At 72.4% G+C, this 17,789-nt stretch carries 21 protein-coding genes; 9 read left to right on the top strand and 12 right to left on the bottom strand.

Going from position 1 to position 17,789, the window contains the following annotated elements:
- The coding region (locus ACWCSD_RS13830; RefSeq protein WP_449914916.1) for an NAD-dependent epimerase/dehydratase family protein at positions 1–132 on the bottom strand (132 nt) is incomplete at its 3' end.
- 410 nt (positions 133–542) lie between these two features.
- Complete coding sequence (locus tag ACWCSD_RS13825; protein ID WP_358301036.1) at positions 543–1,070, bottom strand: CGNR zinc finger domain-containing protein; 528 nt, start codon at positions 1,068–1,070, stop codon at positions 543–545.
- 26 nt (positions 1,071–1,096) lie between these two features.
- On the opposite strand from ACWCSD_RS13825, the gene ACWCSD_RS13820 reads away from it, so the two are divergent.
- Positions 1,097–1,561: a GNAT family N-acetyltransferase gene (locus ACWCSD_RS13820; protein WP_449914911.1), complete on the top strand. Its 465-nt coding sequence runs from the start codon at positions 1,097–1,099 to the stop codon at positions 1,559–1,561.
- Positions 1,558–2,721: an MFS transporter gene (locus ACWCSD_RS13815; protein WP_449914908.1), complete on the top strand. Its 1,164-nt coding sequence runs from the start codon at positions 1,558–1,560 to the stop codon at positions 2,719–2,721. Before ACWCSD_RS13820 ends, ACWCSD_RS13815 begins: the two co-directional genes overlap by 4 nt.
- 41 nt (positions 2,722–2,762) lie before the next feature.
- Here ACWCSD_RS13815 and ACWCSD_RS13810 read toward each other — a convergent pair whose 3' ends face one another.
- Positions 2,763–3,527 carry an SDR family oxidoreductase gene (locus ACWCSD_RS13810; protein WP_449914905.1) on the bottom strand — a complete coding sequence of 255 codons (765 nt, stop codon included), beginning with the start codon at positions 3,525–3,527 and terminating at the stop codon, positions 2,763–2,765.
- A gap of 231 nt (positions 3,528–3,758) precedes the next feature.
- On the opposite strand from ACWCSD_RS13810, the gene ACWCSD_RS13805 reads away from it, so the two are divergent.
- Positions 3,759–4,244 carry an NUDIX hydrolase gene (locus ACWCSD_RS13805; protein WP_449914902.1) on the top strand — a complete coding sequence of 162 codons (486 nt, stop codon included), beginning with the start codon at positions 3,759–3,761 and terminating at the stop codon, positions 4,242–4,244.
- Here ACWCSD_RS13805 and ACWCSD_RS13800 read toward each other — a convergent pair.
- On the bottom strand, positions 4,237–5,205 hold the full coding sequence (locus ACWCSD_RS13800) for an NAD(P)-dependent alcohol dehydrogenase (RefSeq protein ID WP_449914899.1): 969 nt from the start codon (positions 5,203–5,205) through the stop codon (positions 4,237–4,239). The genes ACWCSD_RS13805 and ACWCSD_RS13800 overlap by 8 nt on opposite strands.
- 98 nt (positions 5,206–5,303) lie before the next feature.
- Here ACWCSD_RS13800 and ACWCSD_RS13795 point away from each other — a divergent pair, with 98 nt between their 5' ends.
- Positions 5,304–5,963, top strand: a complete 660-nt coding sequence (locus ACWCSD_RS13795; RefSeq protein ID WP_449914896.1) for a TetR/AcrR family transcriptional regulator — start codon at positions 5,304–5,306, stop codon at positions 5,961–5,963.
- A 51-nt stretch (positions 5,964–6,014) separates the two neighbouring features.
- On the opposite strand, the gene ACWCSD_RS13790 is transcribed toward ACWCSD_RS13795, so the two are convergent.
- The 3 genes from ACWCSD_RS13790 to ACWCSD_RS13780 all read right to left on the bottom strand — a co-directional run bounded on the left by ACWCSD_RS13790 (position 6,015) and on the right by ACWCSD_RS13780 (position 8,795).
- Positions 6,015–7,172, bottom strand: a complete 1,158-nt coding sequence (locus tag ACWCSD_RS13790; RefSeq protein WP_449914893.1) for an NAD(P)/FAD-dependent oxidoreductase — start codon at positions 7,170–7,172, stop codon at positions 6,015–6,017.
- A 66-nt stretch (positions 7,173–7,238) separates the two neighbouring features.
- The gene (gene sigJ / locus ACWCSD_RS13785; protein ID WP_397161530.1) at positions 7,239–8,111 is read right to left on the bottom strand and encodes an RNA polymerase sigma factor SigJ; all 873 of its coding nucleotides are present in this window, start codon (positions 8,109–8,111) and stop codon (positions 7,239–7,241) included.
- 111 nt (positions 8,112–8,222) lie between these two features.
- A complete protein-coding gene (locus tag ACWCSD_RS13780) occupies positions 8,223–8,795 on the bottom strand; it encodes an RICIN domain-containing protein (RefSeq protein ID WP_397161529.1) in 573 nt (190 codons plus the stop codon).
- A gap of 243 nt (positions 8,796–9,038) precedes the next feature.
- Here ACWCSD_RS13780 and ACWCSD_RS13775 point away from each other — a divergent pair, with 243 nt between their 5' ends.
- Positions 9,039–9,461, top strand: a complete 423-nt coding sequence (locus tag ACWCSD_RS13775; protein ID WP_397161528.1) for a hypothetical protein — start codon at positions 9,039–9,041, stop codon at positions 9,459–9,461.
- 24 nt (positions 9,462–9,485) lie between these two features.
- On the opposite strand, the gene ACWCSD_RS13770 is transcribed toward ACWCSD_RS13775, so the two are convergent.
- On the bottom strand, positions 9,486–10,055 hold the full coding sequence (locus ACWCSD_RS13770) for a TetR/AcrR family transcriptional regulator (RefSeq protein WP_449914888.1): 570 nt from the start codon (positions 10,053–10,055) through the stop codon (positions 9,486–9,488).
- Positions 10,056–10,122: 67 nt separating this feature from the next.
- On the opposite strand from ACWCSD_RS13770, the gene ACWCSD_RS13765 reads away from it, so the two are divergent.
- Complete coding sequence (locus tag ACWCSD_RS13765; protein ID WP_449914885.1) at positions 10,123–11,292, top strand: FAD-dependent monooxygenase; 1,170 nt, start codon at positions 10,123–10,125, stop codon at positions 11,290–11,292.
- A gap of 21 nt (positions 11,293–11,313) precedes the next feature.
- Here the strand turns inward: ACWCSD_RS13765 and ACWCSD_RS13760 are convergent, their stop codons facing one another.
- A complete protein-coding gene (locus ACWCSD_RS13760) occupies positions 11,314–12,315 on the bottom strand; it encodes a lytic murein transglycosylase (protein WP_449914882.1) in 1,002 nt (333 codons plus the stop codon).
- Between the two features lie 152 nt (positions 12,316–12,467).
- Here ACWCSD_RS13760 and ACWCSD_RS13755 point away from each other — a divergent pair, with 152 nt between their 5' ends.
- Complete coding sequence (locus ACWCSD_RS13755; protein ID WP_449914879.1) at positions 12,468–12,938, top strand: STAS domain-containing protein; 471 nt, start codon at positions 12,468–12,470, stop codon at positions 12,936–12,938.
- Positions 12,939–12,976: 38 nt separating this feature from the next.
- Here the strand turns inward: ACWCSD_RS13755 and ACWCSD_RS13750 are convergent, their stop codons facing one another.
- The 3 genes from ACWCSD_RS13750 to ACWCSD_RS13740 are packed head-to-tail and all read right to left on the bottom strand — an operon-like array spanning position 12,977 to position 16,052.
- Positions 12,977–13,345: an STAS domain-containing protein gene (locus tag ACWCSD_RS13750; RefSeq protein ID WP_387652140.1), complete on the bottom strand. Its 369-nt coding sequence runs from the start codon at positions 13,343–13,345 to the stop codon at positions 12,977–12,979.
- The gene (locus ACWCSD_RS13745; RefSeq protein WP_449914876.1) at positions 13,342–14,445 is read right to left on the bottom strand and encodes a cobalamin B12-binding domain-containing protein; all 1,104 of its coding nucleotides are present in this window, start codon (positions 14,443–14,445) and stop codon (positions 13,342–13,344) included. Before ACWCSD_RS13745 ends, ACWCSD_RS13750 begins: the two co-directional genes overlap by 4 nt.
- Positions 14,442–16,052 carry a PP2C family protein-serine/threonine phosphatase gene (locus ACWCSD_RS13740; RefSeq protein WP_449914874.1) on the bottom strand — a complete coding sequence of 537 codons (1,611 nt, stop codon included), beginning with the start codon at positions 16,050–16,052 and terminating at the stop codon, positions 14,442–14,444. Before ACWCSD_RS13740 ends, ACWCSD_RS13745 begins: the two co-directional genes overlap by 4 nt.
- 296 nt (positions 16,053–16,348) lie before the next feature.
- On the opposite strand from ACWCSD_RS13740, the gene ACWCSD_RS13735 reads away from it, so the two are divergent.
- Together ACWCSD_RS13735 and ACWCSD_RS13730 are read left to right on the top strand one after the other, a co-directional pair.
- Entirely contained in the window at positions 16,349–17,134 is a 786-nt protein-coding gene (locus tag ACWCSD_RS13735; protein ID WP_449914872.1) for a hypothetical protein, read from the top strand.
- Positions 17,135–17,165: 31 nt separating this feature from the next.
- On the top strand, positions 17,166–17,747 hold the full coding sequence (locus ACWCSD_RS13730) for a hypothetical protein (RefSeq protein ID WP_449914869.1): 582 nt from the start codon (positions 17,166–17,168) through the stop codon (positions 17,745–17,747).
- The last annotated feature ends 42 nt before the right edge of the window (positions 17,748–17,789 follow it).

The raw sequence follows: 17,789 nt of genomic DNA, 5'->3' as shown, positions 1-17,789 counted from the left end.
CGCGCGGACGCCGGGCGGCACGTCGCCCTTGGTGATGCGGCGGGAGACGGCGGTCACCTCATGGCCCTGCTCCGCGAGGATGCGGACCAGCGGGCGGCCGACATTTCCGGTGGCTCCGGTGATGACGATCACGATGAATACCTCGTTCCGACAGTTAGTTGGCTGACTGACTAATGAGAACCTAGCATGGTCGGACTCCCTCTAGTTAGTCAGATGACTGACTTTTTGGGGTTCGTCAGAGTTCAGGAGGTCGGCGGCCGAGAGGAGGGGCTCATCAGGGTGGCGGTCGAAGACCTGCGCCAGCAGGGCGCTGAGCGCGCCACGACCTCGCAACGAACGCCAGGACCCGCGACTCGGCCGCCTTGCGCCGCATCCCGGTCGGTGAGGAGGGGCGGTGTAGGTTCAGCCGGTTGAGGTGAGCGGCTGAGGGCGCTCGGCGCCGCCTCCCCAGTGGCTCAAGCCGGCTGGGGCAGTCGTGGGGGCTCACTCGTGCGGAAGAGGGGCCCTCGCCGGAGCAGCGGTTGCGCTCGCCTGCCGGGCAGTCAGCCGGCAGGCGTGGAGTGACGGGCGCGGTGGCGGCGTACTGCGTCTCTGTTGGCGCACGAGGGGGAGCAGTAGCGCTGACGTGCCGTGCGTGAGGTGTCCGCGAAGATCGTGTCGCAACCGGCGGCGGCACACCGCCCGAGCCGGTCCATGCCCCGGCTGACGAGGTGCATCGCCGTGCCGACCGAGATGAGGGCGAACAGCACCGCGCCGAGCGGCTGCAGGTCGTCGCGATAGTGCAGGTGCCAGCCATGGGCGTGGTCGGTCAGCCGGGGGTAGGCGGCCGACCGGGCCAGCATCTCGTTGACCAGTTTGGCCTTCTCGCGCTCGCCCGTGGCGTCGACGACGTTCGTCCAGGCGGCGATGACGGCGAGGGTCTGGTCGAGATCCGACGGTTCGACCGGGCGCTCCAGCACCAAACCGGCCGTGCGGCAGCGGTGGGCGAGTTCCTCGGCGCTCGCCGGTGGGCGGTTCGCCAGTTCCGCGGCGAAGTTCACCACGTCCGCGCCGTAAGGGTTGAGGTGCACAAGGTCATTACATCAGCCTGTACGTCATGACGCGAACAGCAACGGAGCAGGATGTTCCGGAACTCGTCCGCCTGAGGGCGCTGCTCTTCGACGACCTCGGCGGCGACTTCTTCCACCCCGCGGACGCCGATGACAACTGGCGCGACGCGCTCGCCCGGGTCTTCAGGCAGAAGCTGGCCGAACCCGACTGCCGGATCCTGGTCGTGGACGGCGACACCGGCCTGGCCGCCTGCGGCATCGGCACGATCGAACAGTGGTTCCCCGGCCCCCACTCCCGCAACGGGAGGATCGGCCACGTCATCGGCATGGTCACCGACCCGTCGTACCGGCGGCGTGGGCACAGCCGGGCGATCATGCTCGGTCTGCTCGACTGGTTCCGCGACCGCGACGCCGTACGGGTCGATCTCACCGCCTCCCGCGAGGCGGAACCGCTCTACCGGCGACTCGGCTTCGCCGACCACCCCGACCCGCTGTTGTGCTGGAAGCCGTGAGGACGTCGCGATACCGCTGGATCATTCTGGGGGTCGCGACCTTCACGCAGGCCGCGGCCGCGTTCTTCGTGCAGGGCATCGGCGCGATGAGCGTCCACCTGCAACGGGACCTGAGGCTGAACACGACCCAGCTGGGCCTGCTGCAGTCGGCGGCTCAGCTGCTTCCGCTGGCCGGGCTGATCGTGGCGGGACGGCTGCTGGACCGCCACGACGAACGCTGGGTCGTCGGGATCGGCGCTCTCGTGGTCGCCGCCGCGCTGGCCGCCGGCAGCGCGGCTCCGGGGTACGTCTCCTTGCTCGTCGTCCTGCTGGTCGTCGGTGCCGGGTACAGCGCCATTCAGCCGGGCGGCAGTAAGTCGGTGGCGTCCTGGTTCGATGCTTCGGAGCGCGGCTTGGCCATGGGCATCCGTCAGGCGGGGCTTCCGCTCGGCGGCGTCCTCGCCGCGTTCGCGCTTCCCGCGCTGGCGTCGAGCTTCGGCTGGCGGTCGACGCTCGTGGCCGGCGCGCTCGTCGCATTGTCGGGCGCCGTCGTCTTCATGGCCTTCCACCGCCGCCCGCCGGACCGGCGCCCGGTGCCGGCCGCGTCCCGCGTGCGGCTGGAGCTGCTGCGCGAACCGTACCTGAAGAAGATCGTCCTGTCCGGCACGAGCATGGTGTCGGTGCACAGCGGCGTGGGCGTTCTCACCGTGCTGTACCTGCACGAGGTGACGACCATGGACGCCGCCTCGGCGGCCCTGGTCTACGTCGCGGTCCAGTGCGCGGGCGCGCTGGGCCGCGTCTGCCTGGCGGCGTGGAGCGACCGGCACAGGTCCGGCCGCTACGCCTGCGTCCTGACCTGCCTGGCCGCCGTGATCATCGGGATGACGCTGCTGGCCACCCCCGTCGGCCGATCCCCTGTCGCGGCCTGCCTGCTGTTCGTCTGGCTCGGTTTCTTCGGAATCGGCTGGTACGGCCCCTGGGTCGCCTACGCCGCCGAATCGGCGCCGCCGGACCACACCGGATTCGCCCTCGGCCTGGCCATGGCCGTCAACCAGGTGGCGGTCGTCCTGGCGCCGCCCGTGCTCGGCCTGCTCACGGACCTGACCGGCAGCTTCGCGCCCGCCTGGGCCCTGCTCGCCGCGCTGACCGCTGTCACCATGGCGACGACCGCCCGGCTGTGACCAGTTCGGACGGTCGTCGGCCGTATCCTCTTGCCGGATCGTCACCAGGGCAGTGGGCCGTCCTCGCTGAAGAATCCGCCGGTCGGGCCGTCCTGGCCGAGGGTGGCCAGGCGCACCACCACGGCCGCGCCCTGCGCCGGGGTGAGGAAGCCGCTGTGGCCGTTGATGTCGGTGTCGACGTAACCAGGGGCGGCGGCGTTGACCAGGATGTTCTCCTTGCGCAGCTCGTTCGCGTACTGCAGGGTCAGCGCGTTCAGCGCGGCCTTGGACGGCGAGTAGGCCGCTGACGGCAGCCCCGACAAGGGCCCGTCGACCTCGGCGGTCAGCGCCAGCGAAGCGGCGTGGCTGGAGAGGTTGACGATCCGGGCGGCGGGGGATCGCCGCAGCAGCGGGAGCACCGCGTTGGTCACGTTGATCACTCCGAGGACGTTGGTCTCGAACACCTCGCGGACCAGCTCCACGTCCACGGCGCTGGGGACGCGGTCGAGGGCGTCCTGGGGCGCGGCCTGGCCCGATCCGGTGATACCGGCGTTGTTGACCAGCACGTCCAGACGGCCGAAGCGGTCGTCGATCCAGGAGGCGGCGGCCTGGGCGGTGGAGGGAGCGGTGACGTCCAGTTCGAGCGCGTGCGCGTCGCCTCCCGTGGCGCGGATCGCCGCCGCGGTCTCCTCGCCGCGGCGCGCGTCACGGGCGCCGACCAGGACGGTCACCTTCTGCGCGGCCAGCAGTTCGGCGACCGCGCGGCCGATTCCCTTGTTCGCGCCGGTGATCAGGGCCACCTTCGGCTGTGACGTGTACTCGGTCATGGGTGGGGTTTCCTTTCGTGCTGGGCGGGTGATGTGTCCGCGTTGTCCATGGAGACTCCGCTCCCCGGGATCCTGTGACGCTGTGCCCGTGTGGTGTGCGTCACCGGGCGGGAGGCCGCTGGAAAACGGGCTGCCGAGTGACCCGCATGTCGTCTTGAATGTCTGGAGCGATCAGACGTGTCCGGGGAGAGTCCTATGGCAGCTGTCGTCCCTGCCCGTGACGGGGAGCGGATGCCCGTGCGTTCGAACGGCCAGGACTGGCAGGTGTCCTGGCACCCGGCCGACGACCCGCCGGAAGGCAGGTCTCACGGAGCCGCCGGCATCTGCGTGACGGCCGCCGATGAGCTGGTCCTCATCAGCCATGATGGTGAGCACTGGGGTTTCCCCGCCGGGCGGCCCGAAGGAACGGAGACGATCGAGGAGACCCTGCGCCGGGAGATGCTCGAAGAAGCGTGCGTCACGGTCATCGGCAGCCGGCTGCTCGGGTATGCCCGCAGCGAATGCGTGCGCGGGCGCGAGCTCGGCCTGGTCCTCGTCCGCTCCTACTGGCGTGCGGAGGTCCGGCTCGGGGAGTGGGCGCCGGAGTTCGAGGTGCGGCACCGACGGGTGGTTCCGGAGTCCGAGGCGAAGAAGCACGTCCGCGATCCCGACCTGGCCGCGACCCGGATCTCCTTCCGCGCTCTGGAAGAGGCAGGGGCCGGTACGGCTCTCAGGTGATGCGTACGACGACCTTGCCGCGTACGCCGCCCGCCTCCAACGTCCGGTGCGCCGCGGCGATGTCGTCGAGCGGGAAGACCGTGTCCACGACCGGGCGGATGGCGCCGCCGTCCACGTACCGGGCGAGGTCGGTGAGGAGCCGGGTGGTGGGGTTGCCGCTGAAGAAGCGCACGCGCCGCCGGCCGTGGACGGCCGAGGCGGCGATGTACGCCACGGACCCCGCGATCCTGCGCGGATCGAAGGCGATCGCCATCATGCGGCCGGACGGTGTCAGCAGGCGGCGGAAGGCGGCGTGCTCGGTGCCGGCAGTGTCCAGGATCACGTCGAACCTGCCCAGATCCGCCGGGCCGACGGTGGCGTAGTCATACGCCTCGTGCGCGCCGAGGTCGCGGACGAGGTCGAGGTTGCGTGCCCCGGCGAGGGCGGTGACGTGGGCGCCGAGCACCCTGCCGAGCTGCACCGCGACAGCGCCCACCCCACCGCTGCCGCCGCGGACGAGCAGCCGGTCGCCCGGCCTGAGCCGGGCCTGGTCGCGCAGCGCCGTGATGGCCGTCGTGCCCGCCGGAAGCGCCGCGGCCGCCACCAGGTCGACGGACGCCGGGGCCGGGGACAGGCGGCGGGGGTGGATCGCCACGTACTCGGCGGCGCTTCCGAACGTGCGGCCCAGCGTGCCCCACACCCGGTCGCCGACCCGGGGGCCGGTCACCCCGGCCCCCAGGGCGACGATCTCGCCGGTGAGGTCGATCCCGACCCGTTTCGGGAAGCCCCGCTGCATCAGCCCGGTCACCAGGCGCAGCCGCCCCGTCCGGCCGTGCACCTCGCCGCCGTTCACGCTGACGGCGCGCACCCGCACCAGCACCTCTCCGGGGGCGGGGACCGGCTTCGGCACCGTGCCCACGTACAGGACCTCCGGCGGTCCGTACCGGTCGAACAGGGCCGCGCGCATCTCGTTCGTCTCCATGTGGACGACGCTAGCCCGCTAAACGGACGGGGCTCTCCATTTAGGCTAATGTGAGAAAGATGCCCATTCCTCGCTCTCAGTTGGCGCCCGCCAGGGAAATGCGGGCCGACGCGCGGCACAATCGGGCGCGCATCCTGGAGGCCGCGCGGGAGACGTTCGCCAGGCGCGGCCTGGACGTGCCGATGGTGGCGATCGCGCGGCGCGCCGGGGTCGGCGTGGCCACCCTCTACCGGCGTTTCCCGTCACGCGAGTCCCTGATCACCGAGGTGTTCGCGGACGAGCTGGCGGCGTGCGCGTCGGTCGTGGACGAGGCGCTGGCCGACCCGGATCCCTGGCACGGGTTCTGCGGGGCGATCGAGAAGGTGTGCGCGATGCAGGTCGCCGACCGCGGGTTCACCGACGCCTTCCTCACCGCGTTCCCCGACGCGGTCGACTACGAGCGCACCCGGGAGCGGGCCGAGCGAGGCTTCGCGGAGGTGGTACGGCGGGCCAAGGCCGCCGGGCGGCTGCGGGCCGATTTCGCCTCCGCGGACCTGGCGCTGCTGTTGAGGGCCAACTGCGGCATCGTCGCCGGCGCCGGGGAGGGGGCGGCGGCGGCGTCGCGGCGGCTGGTGGCGTATCTGCTGCAGTCCTTCCGCGCCGACCACGCCGAGCCCCTGCCGCCCCCGCCGCCCCTCACGCTCGGCCACATGGCCCCGACGTCGTCCAGTACGGCCCACTCGGCGGCCAGGCCGGCGAACGCGCGGAGCGGCCGTTGACGCCGACACCCGGCAGGACGACCCCGGCCGCTCGTGGTGGAGGGCAGGGGGTCAGCCGGCGATCTCCTCGTCGCGCGGGAAGAAGGGCAGCTCGATGCGCACGCGGTCGGCGGCGGCGAGGATCTTCTCCGCGTCGTCGACCGGCGGGTGGATCGCCTGGTTGATCCGTACCTTGATGTCCTTGCCGGCGGCGCCCGAGGCCATCACCCTGCGGTCCCAGCCGCGGGTGAAGATCCCGCCGGCGTCGCCCAGGTCCAGGCAGGTGACGTACGGGCCGGGGGTGAAGTCGCGCGGCGGCACGCCGAGCAGGTCGGCCGCCGCGTTGTACCCGGCGACCTTGCCGAGCGGGGTGGCGTGCTGGCACGCCTGCATGACCGGGTGCTCGGCGTCGAAGGTCGCCGCCGCGGTGTCCCCGGCGGCGAACACCTCGGGGAGCGCGCGCAGCCACCGGTCCACCGGGATCCGGCCGAGGTGGTCGAGCTCGTCGGAGATCTGCCGGGTGAGTTCGCTGGCCCGCATGCCGACCGACCAGACCACCGCGTCCGCCTCGACCTCGGTGCCGTCGGACAGGACGGCGTACCCTGCGCCGACCTCGGTCACCGTCGTCCCGAGACGGCGTTCGACGCCCAGCTCGTCCAGTGCCGCCTCGATCTCCGGACGCGGGCCGGGGCCGAGCTGGTGCGCGACCACCGGCGACCGGTCCACCACCAGCACCCGGCCCCGGACGGCCAGCGCGGTCGCGGCCTCCAGACCGGTGAACCCGGCGCCGACGACCACGGCCGTGAAGTCCTCCCGGTCACGCAGGAAGCCGGTGAGCCGCCGGGCCCCGTCAAGGGTGTCGATGTCGAAGAGCCGTTCCGCGCCGGGCAGGTCGCGGGGCCGTACCAGCCGGCTGCCGGCCGCCAGCACCAGGCGGTCGTAGCCGATCTCCCTGCCGTCGGCCACCACCGTGCGGCGGCCGGTGTCGATCGTGCTCACCGAGGCGCGCAGGTGCCTGACGCCGATCGGCCCGAGGATCCTGCGCAGCTCCACCTTGGCCAGGTCCGGCTCCGGCTCGTACAGGCGTGGCCGCAGCACCAGGTGCTCGTTCGGGGCGATGAGCGTGATGCGCAGGTCCGCGGCGCCGCCCGCCCGCTCGCGTGCCAGGGCCGCGCCCGCCGCGCTCCACACGCCCGCGAAACCGCCACCGATGATCACAACGTGTGCCATTGTGTCGTCCTCTCTCAGCCTCGCCCCTGGTGATCCGGGGGGCGGCAGGGAGACAGGACAGCGGGCTCAGATGTGACCGATGTGGGGAAACTTCTCGGGATTGGCCAGTCTGCGCAACGTCGTGATCCGTCCGTCGGCGATCTCCACGGTGTCGAGCCAGACCAGTTCGCCGCCGCGGTAGGTCGCCAGGGCCGGCTGCCCGTTGACCTCGACGATCCGGAACGCGTCGGGACGCCTGATCTCGATCTGCCGGACCGCCAGCAGGGCGATCGTCCCGGCGCCGTGGACCGGCCTGCGCGCGGCGGTCACCTTGCCGCCGCCGTCGGCGACGTAGACGGCCTCGGGGTGCAGCAGCTCGACCAGCTCAGCGATGTTCCCCGCGTCGGCGGCCGCCTTGAACGCCCTGAGCAGGCGTTCGGTCTCGGCCCTTGACGCCCTGGGCCGCTCCTTGACCGCGGCGACCCGCGCCCGCGCCCGGGAGGCGAGCTTGCGGCCCGCGGCGGGCGTGCCGCCGAGCACCTCGGCGATCCGGGCGAACGGGAAGTCGAAGACGTCGTGCAGCACCAGCGCGACGCGCTCGGCCGGGGTGAGCGTCTCCATGACCACCAGCATCGCGGTGCTCACCGACTCGTCCACGAGCACCTGAGCGGCGGCGTCGGGCACGGTCAGCAGCGGTTCGGGGAGCCAGGGACCGACGTAGGACTCCCGCCGGACCCGCGCCGACCCGAGCACGCTGTAGGACGCGCGGGCGGCCACGGTCACCAGCCAGGCCCGCAGGTCACGCACGCCGGACAGGTCGGCCGCGGCGGCACGCAACCAGACCTCCTGCGTCACGTCCTCGGCCTCGGCCACGCTGCCGAGGATCCGGTAGGCCGCCCCGAACACGGCGGAGCGATGCGACCGCCAGTCGGCCTCGGCCGGCGCACCGCTCGGCTCCACCCTCCGCCCCCAGCCCTTCCCGGATCAGTGTTCGACCGCCGATTCTAGGGTCCTGCTGCGACCTGGGCCGCGACCAGGGGCAGGCGGCGGGGGGCCGGCCGCGGCTTGGTGTCACCTCCGCCGGTACTCCCAGACCTGGTTGACGCGGTTGGCCGCCTTTCGCAGGTCGGTGGGATGGAAGCAGTCCCATATCTGGAGCGGGGCGTCGGGGCGCGGCCAGTCGGGGTAGGCCCCGTTCTCGACGTCGAGGCACTTGCCGCTGCTGACGTTCACCAGAATCTTGAAGCCCTTGTGCGGGCCCTTGTAGAACGCCTGCGTCACCCACTGCTGGTTGGGGCCTCCGTGGCAGCCCCACAGGACCACGGGTGTGCCGTTGCCCCTGCCGTCGTTGGCGACGTCGAGGCATTTCGTGCCGTTCAGGTTGGTCCATTTGATCAGGTCACCGCTGCCGCCGCCGGGCGGGCTCTCGAAGAAGAAGGAGTGGTAGTTTCCGCCGACCCGGGCGCCCAGCCGAACGCGTGAGCCGAGGACACAATCAGGGTTCTCGAAGTTGTAGCGACAGGTGTTGGGGATGTCGACGAAGAGCTGTCCGCCGGTGATCGGGTTGGTGATCCAGGTGTCGGGGCCTCGGTCGCGACTGCTGTCCGCGTCGGCGGGAGCGGGCGGTTGAACGGCGAATGCCAAGAATGCCGCGGCGATCGCGTTGAGGAATGTCCTGGGATTCGGCATTTCGATTCCCCCTCACTGCTCTTGTCCGCAGAGGTGGTGCTCAAGCTTATCTCGGTCCGGGTCAAGGCGTATTCAATGAATCGCCAATCAAGTGGGGCTCCGGGGGCAGGCGGCGGCCCTTTTAGCCTGGGCTAAAAGGCATTGTGGGCCGGGTTTCCAGTGGGGCAGGCTCTCCGTCATCGGGGCGAACAGGGCCCGGTGAAATCGCTGAACATTCGTGTCGCCGTGGTTCCGCACGGCCGGAGAGGACGAGAATTGTTCGGAACGGGACAGCGGACGAGGAAACTGCTCGCCGCGGCGGCCGCCACCTGCGCGGCTCTGACGATCGTGGCCACTCCCGGCCCGGCCGCCGCGTCGGCGTCGGCCTGGTGCCAGTCGAGCTACCTGGTCTACAAGTACTGGAAGTCGGACGGCACCATCGGCCGCTGGAGCAACAACTGCAGCGGTGACCACTCGCTCAATTCCAAGGGTTACAAGCTGGAGCCCGGCGGCTGGTCCGGTTACATCGACTACAGCGATGGCACCTGGGATTACTTCTGCGATTTCCAGGACAAGTGGCTGGGCAAGCGGGTCGTCAATATCACGATGGCCGCCGCGAAGATCGAATACTGCGTCAAGTAGTGATGCGGCAGGCAGGCCGAGCGGTCACCTGGTGGAGCGCAGGCCGTCCAGCAGCACGGTGAGGTAGGCGTCGGCGAGGGCCTGTGAAGGGGGCTGGGCGCGGGCGACGGCCAGGGCGGTCCGGCCGAGAAGCGTCGTGACGACGGCGGGTTCGATGTCGGTGCGGATCGCGCCCTCGCGCCGCGCCCCCTCGATCATCTCCTCGACGGCGGCGGCCAGCCCGGCGCGCAGGGCGGTGGTGGCCGGCAGGTCCAGGCCGTCCAGCTGGTCGTTGACGGCGTGGTGGGCGGTCTGGAACGCGATCAGCTCACGGAGGAAGGTCTGCAGGGCCTGGTGGGCCGTGGTCTCGGCGAGCAGGGCGCGGGCGCGCTGGACGACCGGTTCGAGCAGGCGGGAGACGGCGGCGTCCAGCAGGGCGTCCTTGCCGCCGAAGGCGCGTACGACGGTCGCGGCCCCCAGCCCCGCCTGCTTGGCGATGGCCTCGACGGTGAGCGTCGCGCCGGGTTCGGCCAGCAGTGTCATGGCGGCGTCGAGGGCGAGTCGGCGGTTGCGCACGGCGTCGGCACGGCGCTTGGGTTCGGCGGGTGTTGACAACTGAAATGCTCATTCCACATAGTTAACTGGAACGCTTATTTCAGTTACTGTACCCTGAGGAGCTTCAGTGAACGAGCGCATCCTGATCTCCGGAGCCGGCATCGCCGGGCTGGCCCTGGCTCACTGGCTGGCCCGGCTGGGCTTCCGGCCCACCGTCGTCGAGCGCGCCCCGCGCATGCGCGCCGGCGGCAACGGTGTGGACCTGCGCGACCACGCCGTCGAGGTGGCCGAGCGGATGGGCATCATGCCGCAGGCGCGCGCGCTGGCCACCGACGTGCACGGCATGAAGTTCGTGGACGCCGGCGGCCGGCCCGTCGCCCGCGTCGACACCCGCGACCCCGGCTCGGTGGAGATCATGCGCGGCGACCTGGTGGCCCTGCTGCGCGGGGCGACCGACGTGGAGATCATGTTCGGCGACGCGATCAGCGGCCTGGACCAGGACGAACAGGGGGTGCGGGTCGCCTTCGAACACGCGCCCGCCCGCACCTTCGACCTGGTCGTCGGCGCCGACGGCATGCACTCCCACGTGCGGCGGCTGGCCTTCGGGCCGGAGGCGGAGTTCGTCCGGCACAAGGACCACTACTTCGCCTTCGCCGACGCCGACGCCGCGCTCGGGGAGGACCGCTGGGTCACGATGTTCAACACGCCCGGCCGCATGGCCGGCGTCTACCGGTCGGGCAACCACGCGCAGGCCAAGGCGTACTTCATCTTCCGTTCGGCGCCGCTGGACTACGACCACCGGGACGTCGCCGAGCACAAGCGGCTGGTGAGCCGGACGTTCGGGGACGAGACGTCCTGGCGTACCCGGGAGCTGCTCGACTCGGCCCTGGCCGACCCCGACTTCTACTTCGACGCGCTGGGCCAGGTGCACATGGACTCGTGGTCGAAGGGCCGCGTCGTGCTCGTCGGCGACGCCGCCTGGTGCGCCTCTCCGGCTTCCGGGGCGGGCGCGGAGCTGGCCCTGGTGGGGGCGTACCGGCTGGCGGGGGAGCTCGCCGCCGCCGGTGGCGATCACCGGGTCGCCTTCGCGCGGTACGAGGCCGTCCATCGTCCGCTGGTGGCCAGGAAGCAGCAGATCGGCCCGAACGTCCGGCTCATGGTGCCGAGAACCGAGGGCGGCCGATGCGTCCGTGACACCTTGGTCCGCCTCCCGCTGCTGAAGGCCATGGGAGCGGTGGAACGCCGCCTCCAGGCCAGGACCGCCCGCCCCTTGCCGGACTGCAGCCCGGTCCGGTAGCGCAGGCGGTCGGGGGCGAGGTTACTTCGGGCCGGTCAGGCGGCGTTCGCCTGCTGTGGTGAGGACGAAGACCTGCCAGTTGTAGTACGCGTAGTACGCGCGCGGGTCGCGGCGCATCTGCCGGGCGTGCAGGAGGACGGCGTCCACGTACGCCTGGGACGGGTTGTAGGCGTGCAGGGCCCGCCGGTAGTCGCGGGGCGCGCCGCTGGCGTGGAGGTAGTTGGCCGCGCCCATGACGGCGTCGCGGGGGTTCTGGACGTCGCCGCCCAGCCCGTACGCGCGCCAGGTCGCCGGCATGAACTGCATGGGGCCCTGGGCTCCGGCGTGGCTGTCGGCGCGGACCCGTCCGAACTTGGTCTCGACGAACATCACCGACGCCAGCACCTCCCATTCCACCCCGAAGCGGCGCTCGGCCCGCTTGAAGTGGCCGAGCAGTTCCGCGGCCGGGCGCGCCGCCTGGACCTTGAACACGGCGGACGGCTTGATGGGCCGGGTCAGGGCGAGCAGTTCGCGCAGGGCGCTGACGTTGTCCTTGGCCTGGGCGGCGAGTGCGGCGGGCAGGCGGGCGAAGGCGCGGTCGGCCAGGGCGCGGTGACGGGCGGCGTGCCGGTAGAGGCGCTGCTGGTAGAGGGCCAGAAGTTCGACGTCCCGCGGCGGGGCGCCCGTCGAGGGGCGCCAGCGGTCGATGGCCGCGTTCAGGGCCGTGGTCGTGTCGCGGAGGGCCGTCGCCAGGCGGGCGGGGTCGGTCGGGAGCGGCGCGCCGGGGGCGGGGAGCGCCTGGCCGGAGGAGGCGCCGGCGCTCGCCGTCGCCGACGGGACGGCGTCGGTCGCCTTCGCGGAGGCCGAGGAAGGGACGGAGGCCGAGGAGGGGGTGGAAGAGGGGGCGGCGGTCGTGGCAGTGGCGCCGCATCCGCCCGTCCCGGCGACTGCCGCGCTCACCAGCAGGAGACAGGCGAGGGTACGGCCCCGGCCGGTGCGGGGCTGCGGCGGGCGGGCGCGGAACGGGCGTCGGAGGTCGTCCATGGTCGGCCAACCTACCTGCCTCACGGCTTTATACCGGACATCTCGCCCCGTATCGCTCCGGTGGGCGGCACTCGGCACCTGGGATGCGTACGCTTCTTCCAAGGCGGCGGCGTGGCCGGGGATCGGCCGGGTAGAAGACGAACCACCGGGAGGTGAGCGGCATCGACGGCGGAGAAGACGAGAAGAGCTGGCGAGGGCCCCGGTTGCGGGCGGAGACGAGACAGGCGGACGGGTGCCTGGTCATGGGGTTGAGCGGGGAGCTCGACTTCATGCAGAAACCCGAGTTCCGGCAATGGGCGCTCGGCGTCGTGGCCGGCGGTCACGACGACGGGAACAGCGGGAACGGCGACAGCGCGGCGCCGATGGTCGTGCTCGACCTCAGGGGCATCGAGTTCTTCGACTCCACCGGGCTGTCCGTCGTCATCGCGCTGTGGCAGCAGGCGCGTGAGGCCGGCGGCGATCTGGCGGTGGCCGCGCCGCCGCCGATCTGCGCCAACATGATGCGGCGCACGGGGCTGGCCGACCACATCGCCATGGGCGACACGGTGGCCGCCGCGGTGGCCGGGGCGGCGAGCCTGCGCCGCACGAGGCGCGACACGACCGACCAGGCCGCGGCCGGCTGAACCGGCCGGGCCGGATCTCAGCGCGTGGGCGGCGGGTGTCAGTCCTGGGTGGAGGAGTGCTGGGTGACGCCGGCCGGGGCGCCGGTGAGGTGCTCGTACGTGCCGCTGACGTCCAGCAGCCGCTCCAGCACCCGAGGGCGCTGCTCCAGGTGCAGCCGGGTGCCGGCCGTCACGGCGTGCTGGTGGATCATCAGCAGCGCCGACAGGCCGCTGGAGTCGCAGAAGTGCAGGCCGTCGAAGTCGAGGTGCAGGTCGGTCAGACCGCCGTCGGCGAGCGCGGCGAGGGCTGTGGTCAGGAGCTCTCGCGCCGTGTTGTAGTCCAGGTCGCCGGTGACGGCGACGCGCAGCACACCCGGGCGGGGCGTGGCCTGGACGAGGGTCAGCGGGTCGGGGGCGAAGGCGGTCATGCGATCTTTCCGTGGCCGGGGAGCGGGGTTACGTCGGTCGGGGAGGCCGCGGCGCGCACGGCGTCGCGCCCGTGGGTGATCAGGGCCGAGGCGCGCGGGAAGTCCTCCAGCCGCCTGCCCAGCAGGTCGAGCGCCGGCATCAGCGTACCCGCCGGGACGCCCCGAGCGGTCAGGACGCCGGCCGTCCAGGTGAGGAACCGGGTGAACAGCCCGGGGTCGTCCACGTAGAGCGCGGTGGCCAGGAAGTCGACGATGTGCAGGATGTCCTCGGCGGTGTGCCTGCGTTGCTGCGGCGTGTAGTCCGCCATCGCCGGGACGCGTTCCTCCAGGCCGCCCATGACGTCCCTGACCAGGCTCCGGGCCGACCGGCTGACCATGGTGTACTCCTGGTCGTCCAGGTGCGGCAGGTCGTCCACGGCCTGGCGGGGGGCGACGGGGCGGGGCAGCGGGCCGGCGGCGAGCCGGTCTGCGGCGGCGGCGCCGTCGGCGGCCCAGGCGTCGGCGCCGAGGAGGCGGGCGTAGAGGCCGTCCGTTCCGAACGCGGCGCCGCCGGCCATCACCGGCGTGCCGGTCGCCTGGCAGGCGGTGATGGCGGCGTGGGCGCCGGGCAGCCGGGTGGGGATGGAGCTGGACAGCGCGACCACGTCGCAGGCCGTGCGGTGCAGGTGGGTGATGAGGTGGGGCGTCGGCACCTGCGCGCCGAGGTAGTCGACCCGCCAGCCGCGCAGCCGCAGCACCTCGGTCAGGATGCGGGCGGGCATGGCGTGCCACTCGCCGTCGATGCAGGCGACGGCGATGCGCCCGAGTGCCGGGCCGTTCGCGGCGGCGGCGCGGGCGGCGGGGTGGTGGGCGAGCGCGGCCAGCACCCGCTCGTTGACGGCGGTGGCGGTGTGCTCCTGCGCCACGGTGATCTGGTTGCTCTCCCACTCCTGGCCGACGCGGGCCTGTACGGGGGCGACCACGTCCAGCAGCAGGGTTTCCAGCGAGATGTCCTGGTCGAGCGCGGCGAGCGCGGCGTCCGTGGCGGCGTACTCGTCGCCGGCGACAGCGGCGTCCCAGAGTTTTTCGCGCCAGGCGGAGAGTCCGTCTGCGTGCGTCATGCGGTGAACCTTCCCCGTCCGTGTCCTCCCACCGCGCTCAGATGTGCCCCGCGCGGCGCGGTGATGGCGATGACGGCCATGTCATCGTGATCGCCACCTCCTACCCACTGGGACGACAACATCTCCACACGTTCCGTGATCGCCTCGGGCGGCATGCCGCCGCACTGCCGCAACTCCTCCTGCAGTCGCTCGTCGCCGAACATCTCGTCGCCGAGCGGGCCGCCCATGGCCTCGGTGATGCCGTCGGTGTAGAGCAGGCAGGTCTCGCCGGGTTCGAGGACCACGGTGTCGGTGACGCTGGTGACGCGTTCGAGCATGCCGATGAGGGTGCCCTTGGTGCTGGCCACGTCGACGCGCCCGTCACCGCGCACGACGAGCGGCGGCGCGTGCCCGGCGCTGGTGACCCGGAGCAGGACGCGGTTGCCGGCCCGCTGGATCGAGGCCAGGACAAGAGTGACGAAGCGGGAGCGGTCGCCGCCCTTGATGAGCACGCCGTTGAGCAGTTCGAGCACGCGCTGGTGGTCGCCGGCCATCGGCAGCAGGGCCTGAAGGGTGTGCCGGATCTTGCCGGTGAGCACGGCGGCCTCCAGGCCCTTGCCGGCCACGTCACCGAGCACCACCAGCGACTCCTGGCCGGCCTCGGCGGGCGGGTGGAGGTCGTAGAAGTCGCCGCCGACGCGGGCGGTGTGCTCCGAGGGACGGTAGCGGGCGGCGACCTCGACGCCGTGCAGGCTCCGCGCGCGGGGCGGCAGGAGCTCGCGCATGAGGGTCTCGGTGATGTCGGCCTGCTCGGCGTACAGACGGGCGGCGGACATCGCGGCCCCCGCGCGGGCCGCGAACAGCCGCGCGAAGACCTCCTCGCCGTCGGAGAAGCCGGCCTGGCCGCTGCCGCGCAGCAGCACGAGCGCCCCGGCCGGGACGCCGTGACCGGGCAGCGCGGTCACCACCATCGAGCCGATCTCGTCGAGCCCGTCGCGGGCCAGCCAGCCGGGGGCGGCGGCGGGGTCGATCCAGCGGGAGGGCAGTGGCGGGTAGCCCTGCAGCGCCTCGGCGAGACCCGGCACGGCCTCGGGATCGACGGCCAGCTCCTCGCGGACGACCACGCCGTCCGGCCCGCAGTACGCGATGGGGTGCCGGCGCCGGTAGGGCGGCAGGATGACCAGCGCGGCGTCGGCCAGGTGGCGGGCGGCCAGCCGGGCGGTCACCTCCAGGCAGCGGTCGAGGTTGAGCGAGGACAGCAGCTCGCTGGAGGCCTTGTCGAGGAACGACGTCCGCTCGCGTTCGAGGTGCAGGGCCTCGGTGGCGCGGTCGAGGTCGGTGGTGTCGGCCAGCCACCAGGCGATCGCGTCGCCGTCGCGGACCGGACGCGCCTCGAACGTGGCCGCCCCGATGGAACCGCGCACACCCTCGGGAAGAACGGCGTCGGGAAGAACAGTGTCAGGAAGAACGGTGTCGGAGGGAGTGACGTCAGGGGGAGGGGTTGCGGCGGCGTGGGCGTGGGAGAGCCAGGCGGGAGCGCTGTCCGCCAGCGCCGCGCCGGGGACCGCCCCGGGCAGCAGCCGCAGCGCCGCGTCGTTGGCCTGGGCGATGACACCTGCGATGTCCACCACCAGAACCGGGTAGGGGGCGCCACGCCACACGGCCCCGGTCTCGTCCTGCCCCAGACTGCTCGTCAGACCTCTCAAAACAACGAGCCCGCCGCGACGGGCCCTGCCTCCCTGAATCATGGTTGCTTGTGCACCTTCTTCTCTCCACTGTAGCCGAGGCTCGCCCACCGCCCCAGCCGCGGACGGCCCGGCCGAGCGCCCCCGACCGGCCGTCTCCAGCGGTTTCCAGTCGTTTCCAAGGAGCCGCGGCCAGGGTCTGACCGGTCAGCAGAACGCACTCGGCGGACGGGGAGAAGATGGGCGAGACGAGGACCCGGTCGGTTCTGGGCAGGACGGGGGCGACGCTCGTCCTGGCGGCGGTGCTCGGGTGCGCGCCGGGCACCGCCGACGCGGCGGACGCGACCGTCGGCGCGGCGGCGTACGTGGTGCGCGGCAAGGTGGTGAACTCGGCCGGGCGGCCGGTCCAGGGCGCCAAGGTCGTGGTGAAGGACCGGCGTTACTACAACAGCGACATCGTGCTGCACAGCGACGGCAACGGCCTCTACCGCGCGCAACTGCCGCGCGAGCCGTCGTCCTGGCTGGTCAGCGCCTCGGTGACGCGGCAGTTCCACGGCCGGCAGTACACCTTCGACCTGGAGCCGTCCTCGACCGGTTCCGTCCGGGCGAGCGCCGGCGGGGTGCGGAACTTCACCTGGCGCGTCACCGGCAGGCGGCCCGGCGCCGACGGCCGCTACTACGGCGGCCTGGTCGCCACGAACCTCTGGTTCGACAACCTTCCGGAGGACGTCGACCAGCAGAACGTCCGGCTGACGATGACCCCGGTCGGCCCGCTGATCGACGGCAGCGACGGCAAGGTCGTCTCCGGCCGCACGCCGGTCTACACGGACAGCGGCTGGGCGGTGGTCGACGTGCCCCTGGGCCGGTACCGCATCACCGCGACCTACCGCTCGGCCACCGGCGGCAAGGTCTACCCGCTCCAGGTCAAGCTGACCGGCTCGGCCGCCTTCGGCCCGCAGGTCACCGCCGACTTCGAGCAGAGCGGGACCAACCAGCGGATCAGGCTGGAGGTCAGGTTCGGCTGAACCGGCCGAGCAGCGGAGAACCTCGATGGACATGGACGACGATCCGGAGCCGGGTGCCGCCGCGACTTCGCGGTCCCGCGCGCGGGTGGCCGCGGGCCTGCTGGTCCTGGCGGCGGTCGCGGTGGCCGGCGCGCTGGTCGGCGGCCTCGGGCACTACGTGCTGCTCGACCGGCCGGTCCTGCTGGGGACGCTGGCGGCGAGCCTGGTCGTCGTCTCCGGGGCGCTCGCCTTCGGCGGCGGGCCGCGCGCGCCCGTCGTCGCGCTCGTGATGATCTGGGCGACGGCCGGGCTGGTCGGTCTCGTGACCGGCATGCGGGTGCATGCCAGGATCCCCGGCCCCGACGGCAGCGGGCTGGAGGTGCGGGTGCTGTCCGACGACTGGATCGTCCCGGACTGGAGGCTCGTGGTCCGCAGGAACGACGGCCTGCTGACGCGCGAATGGCCCTTGACGGATCGGTTCACCACCGAGCACGACGACGGCCTGCCCCGGGTGACCTGGCTCGACCCCGCACACGTACGCCTGGACGACCGGGGGAGGCGGGGCGGGCAGACGGTCGCCCTGGACCCCCGTTCCGGACGTCCACTCAAGCCCGGCCGCCCCGGGGGCGGCTGAGGGGCGGACACGACGGGTGGCGCACCGGTATAATGATCATGC

This window comes from Nonomuraea sp. NPDC001684 (genome assembly GCF_053596515.1).
This window is presented reverse-complemented; position numbering and strand designations above follow the sequence as displayed.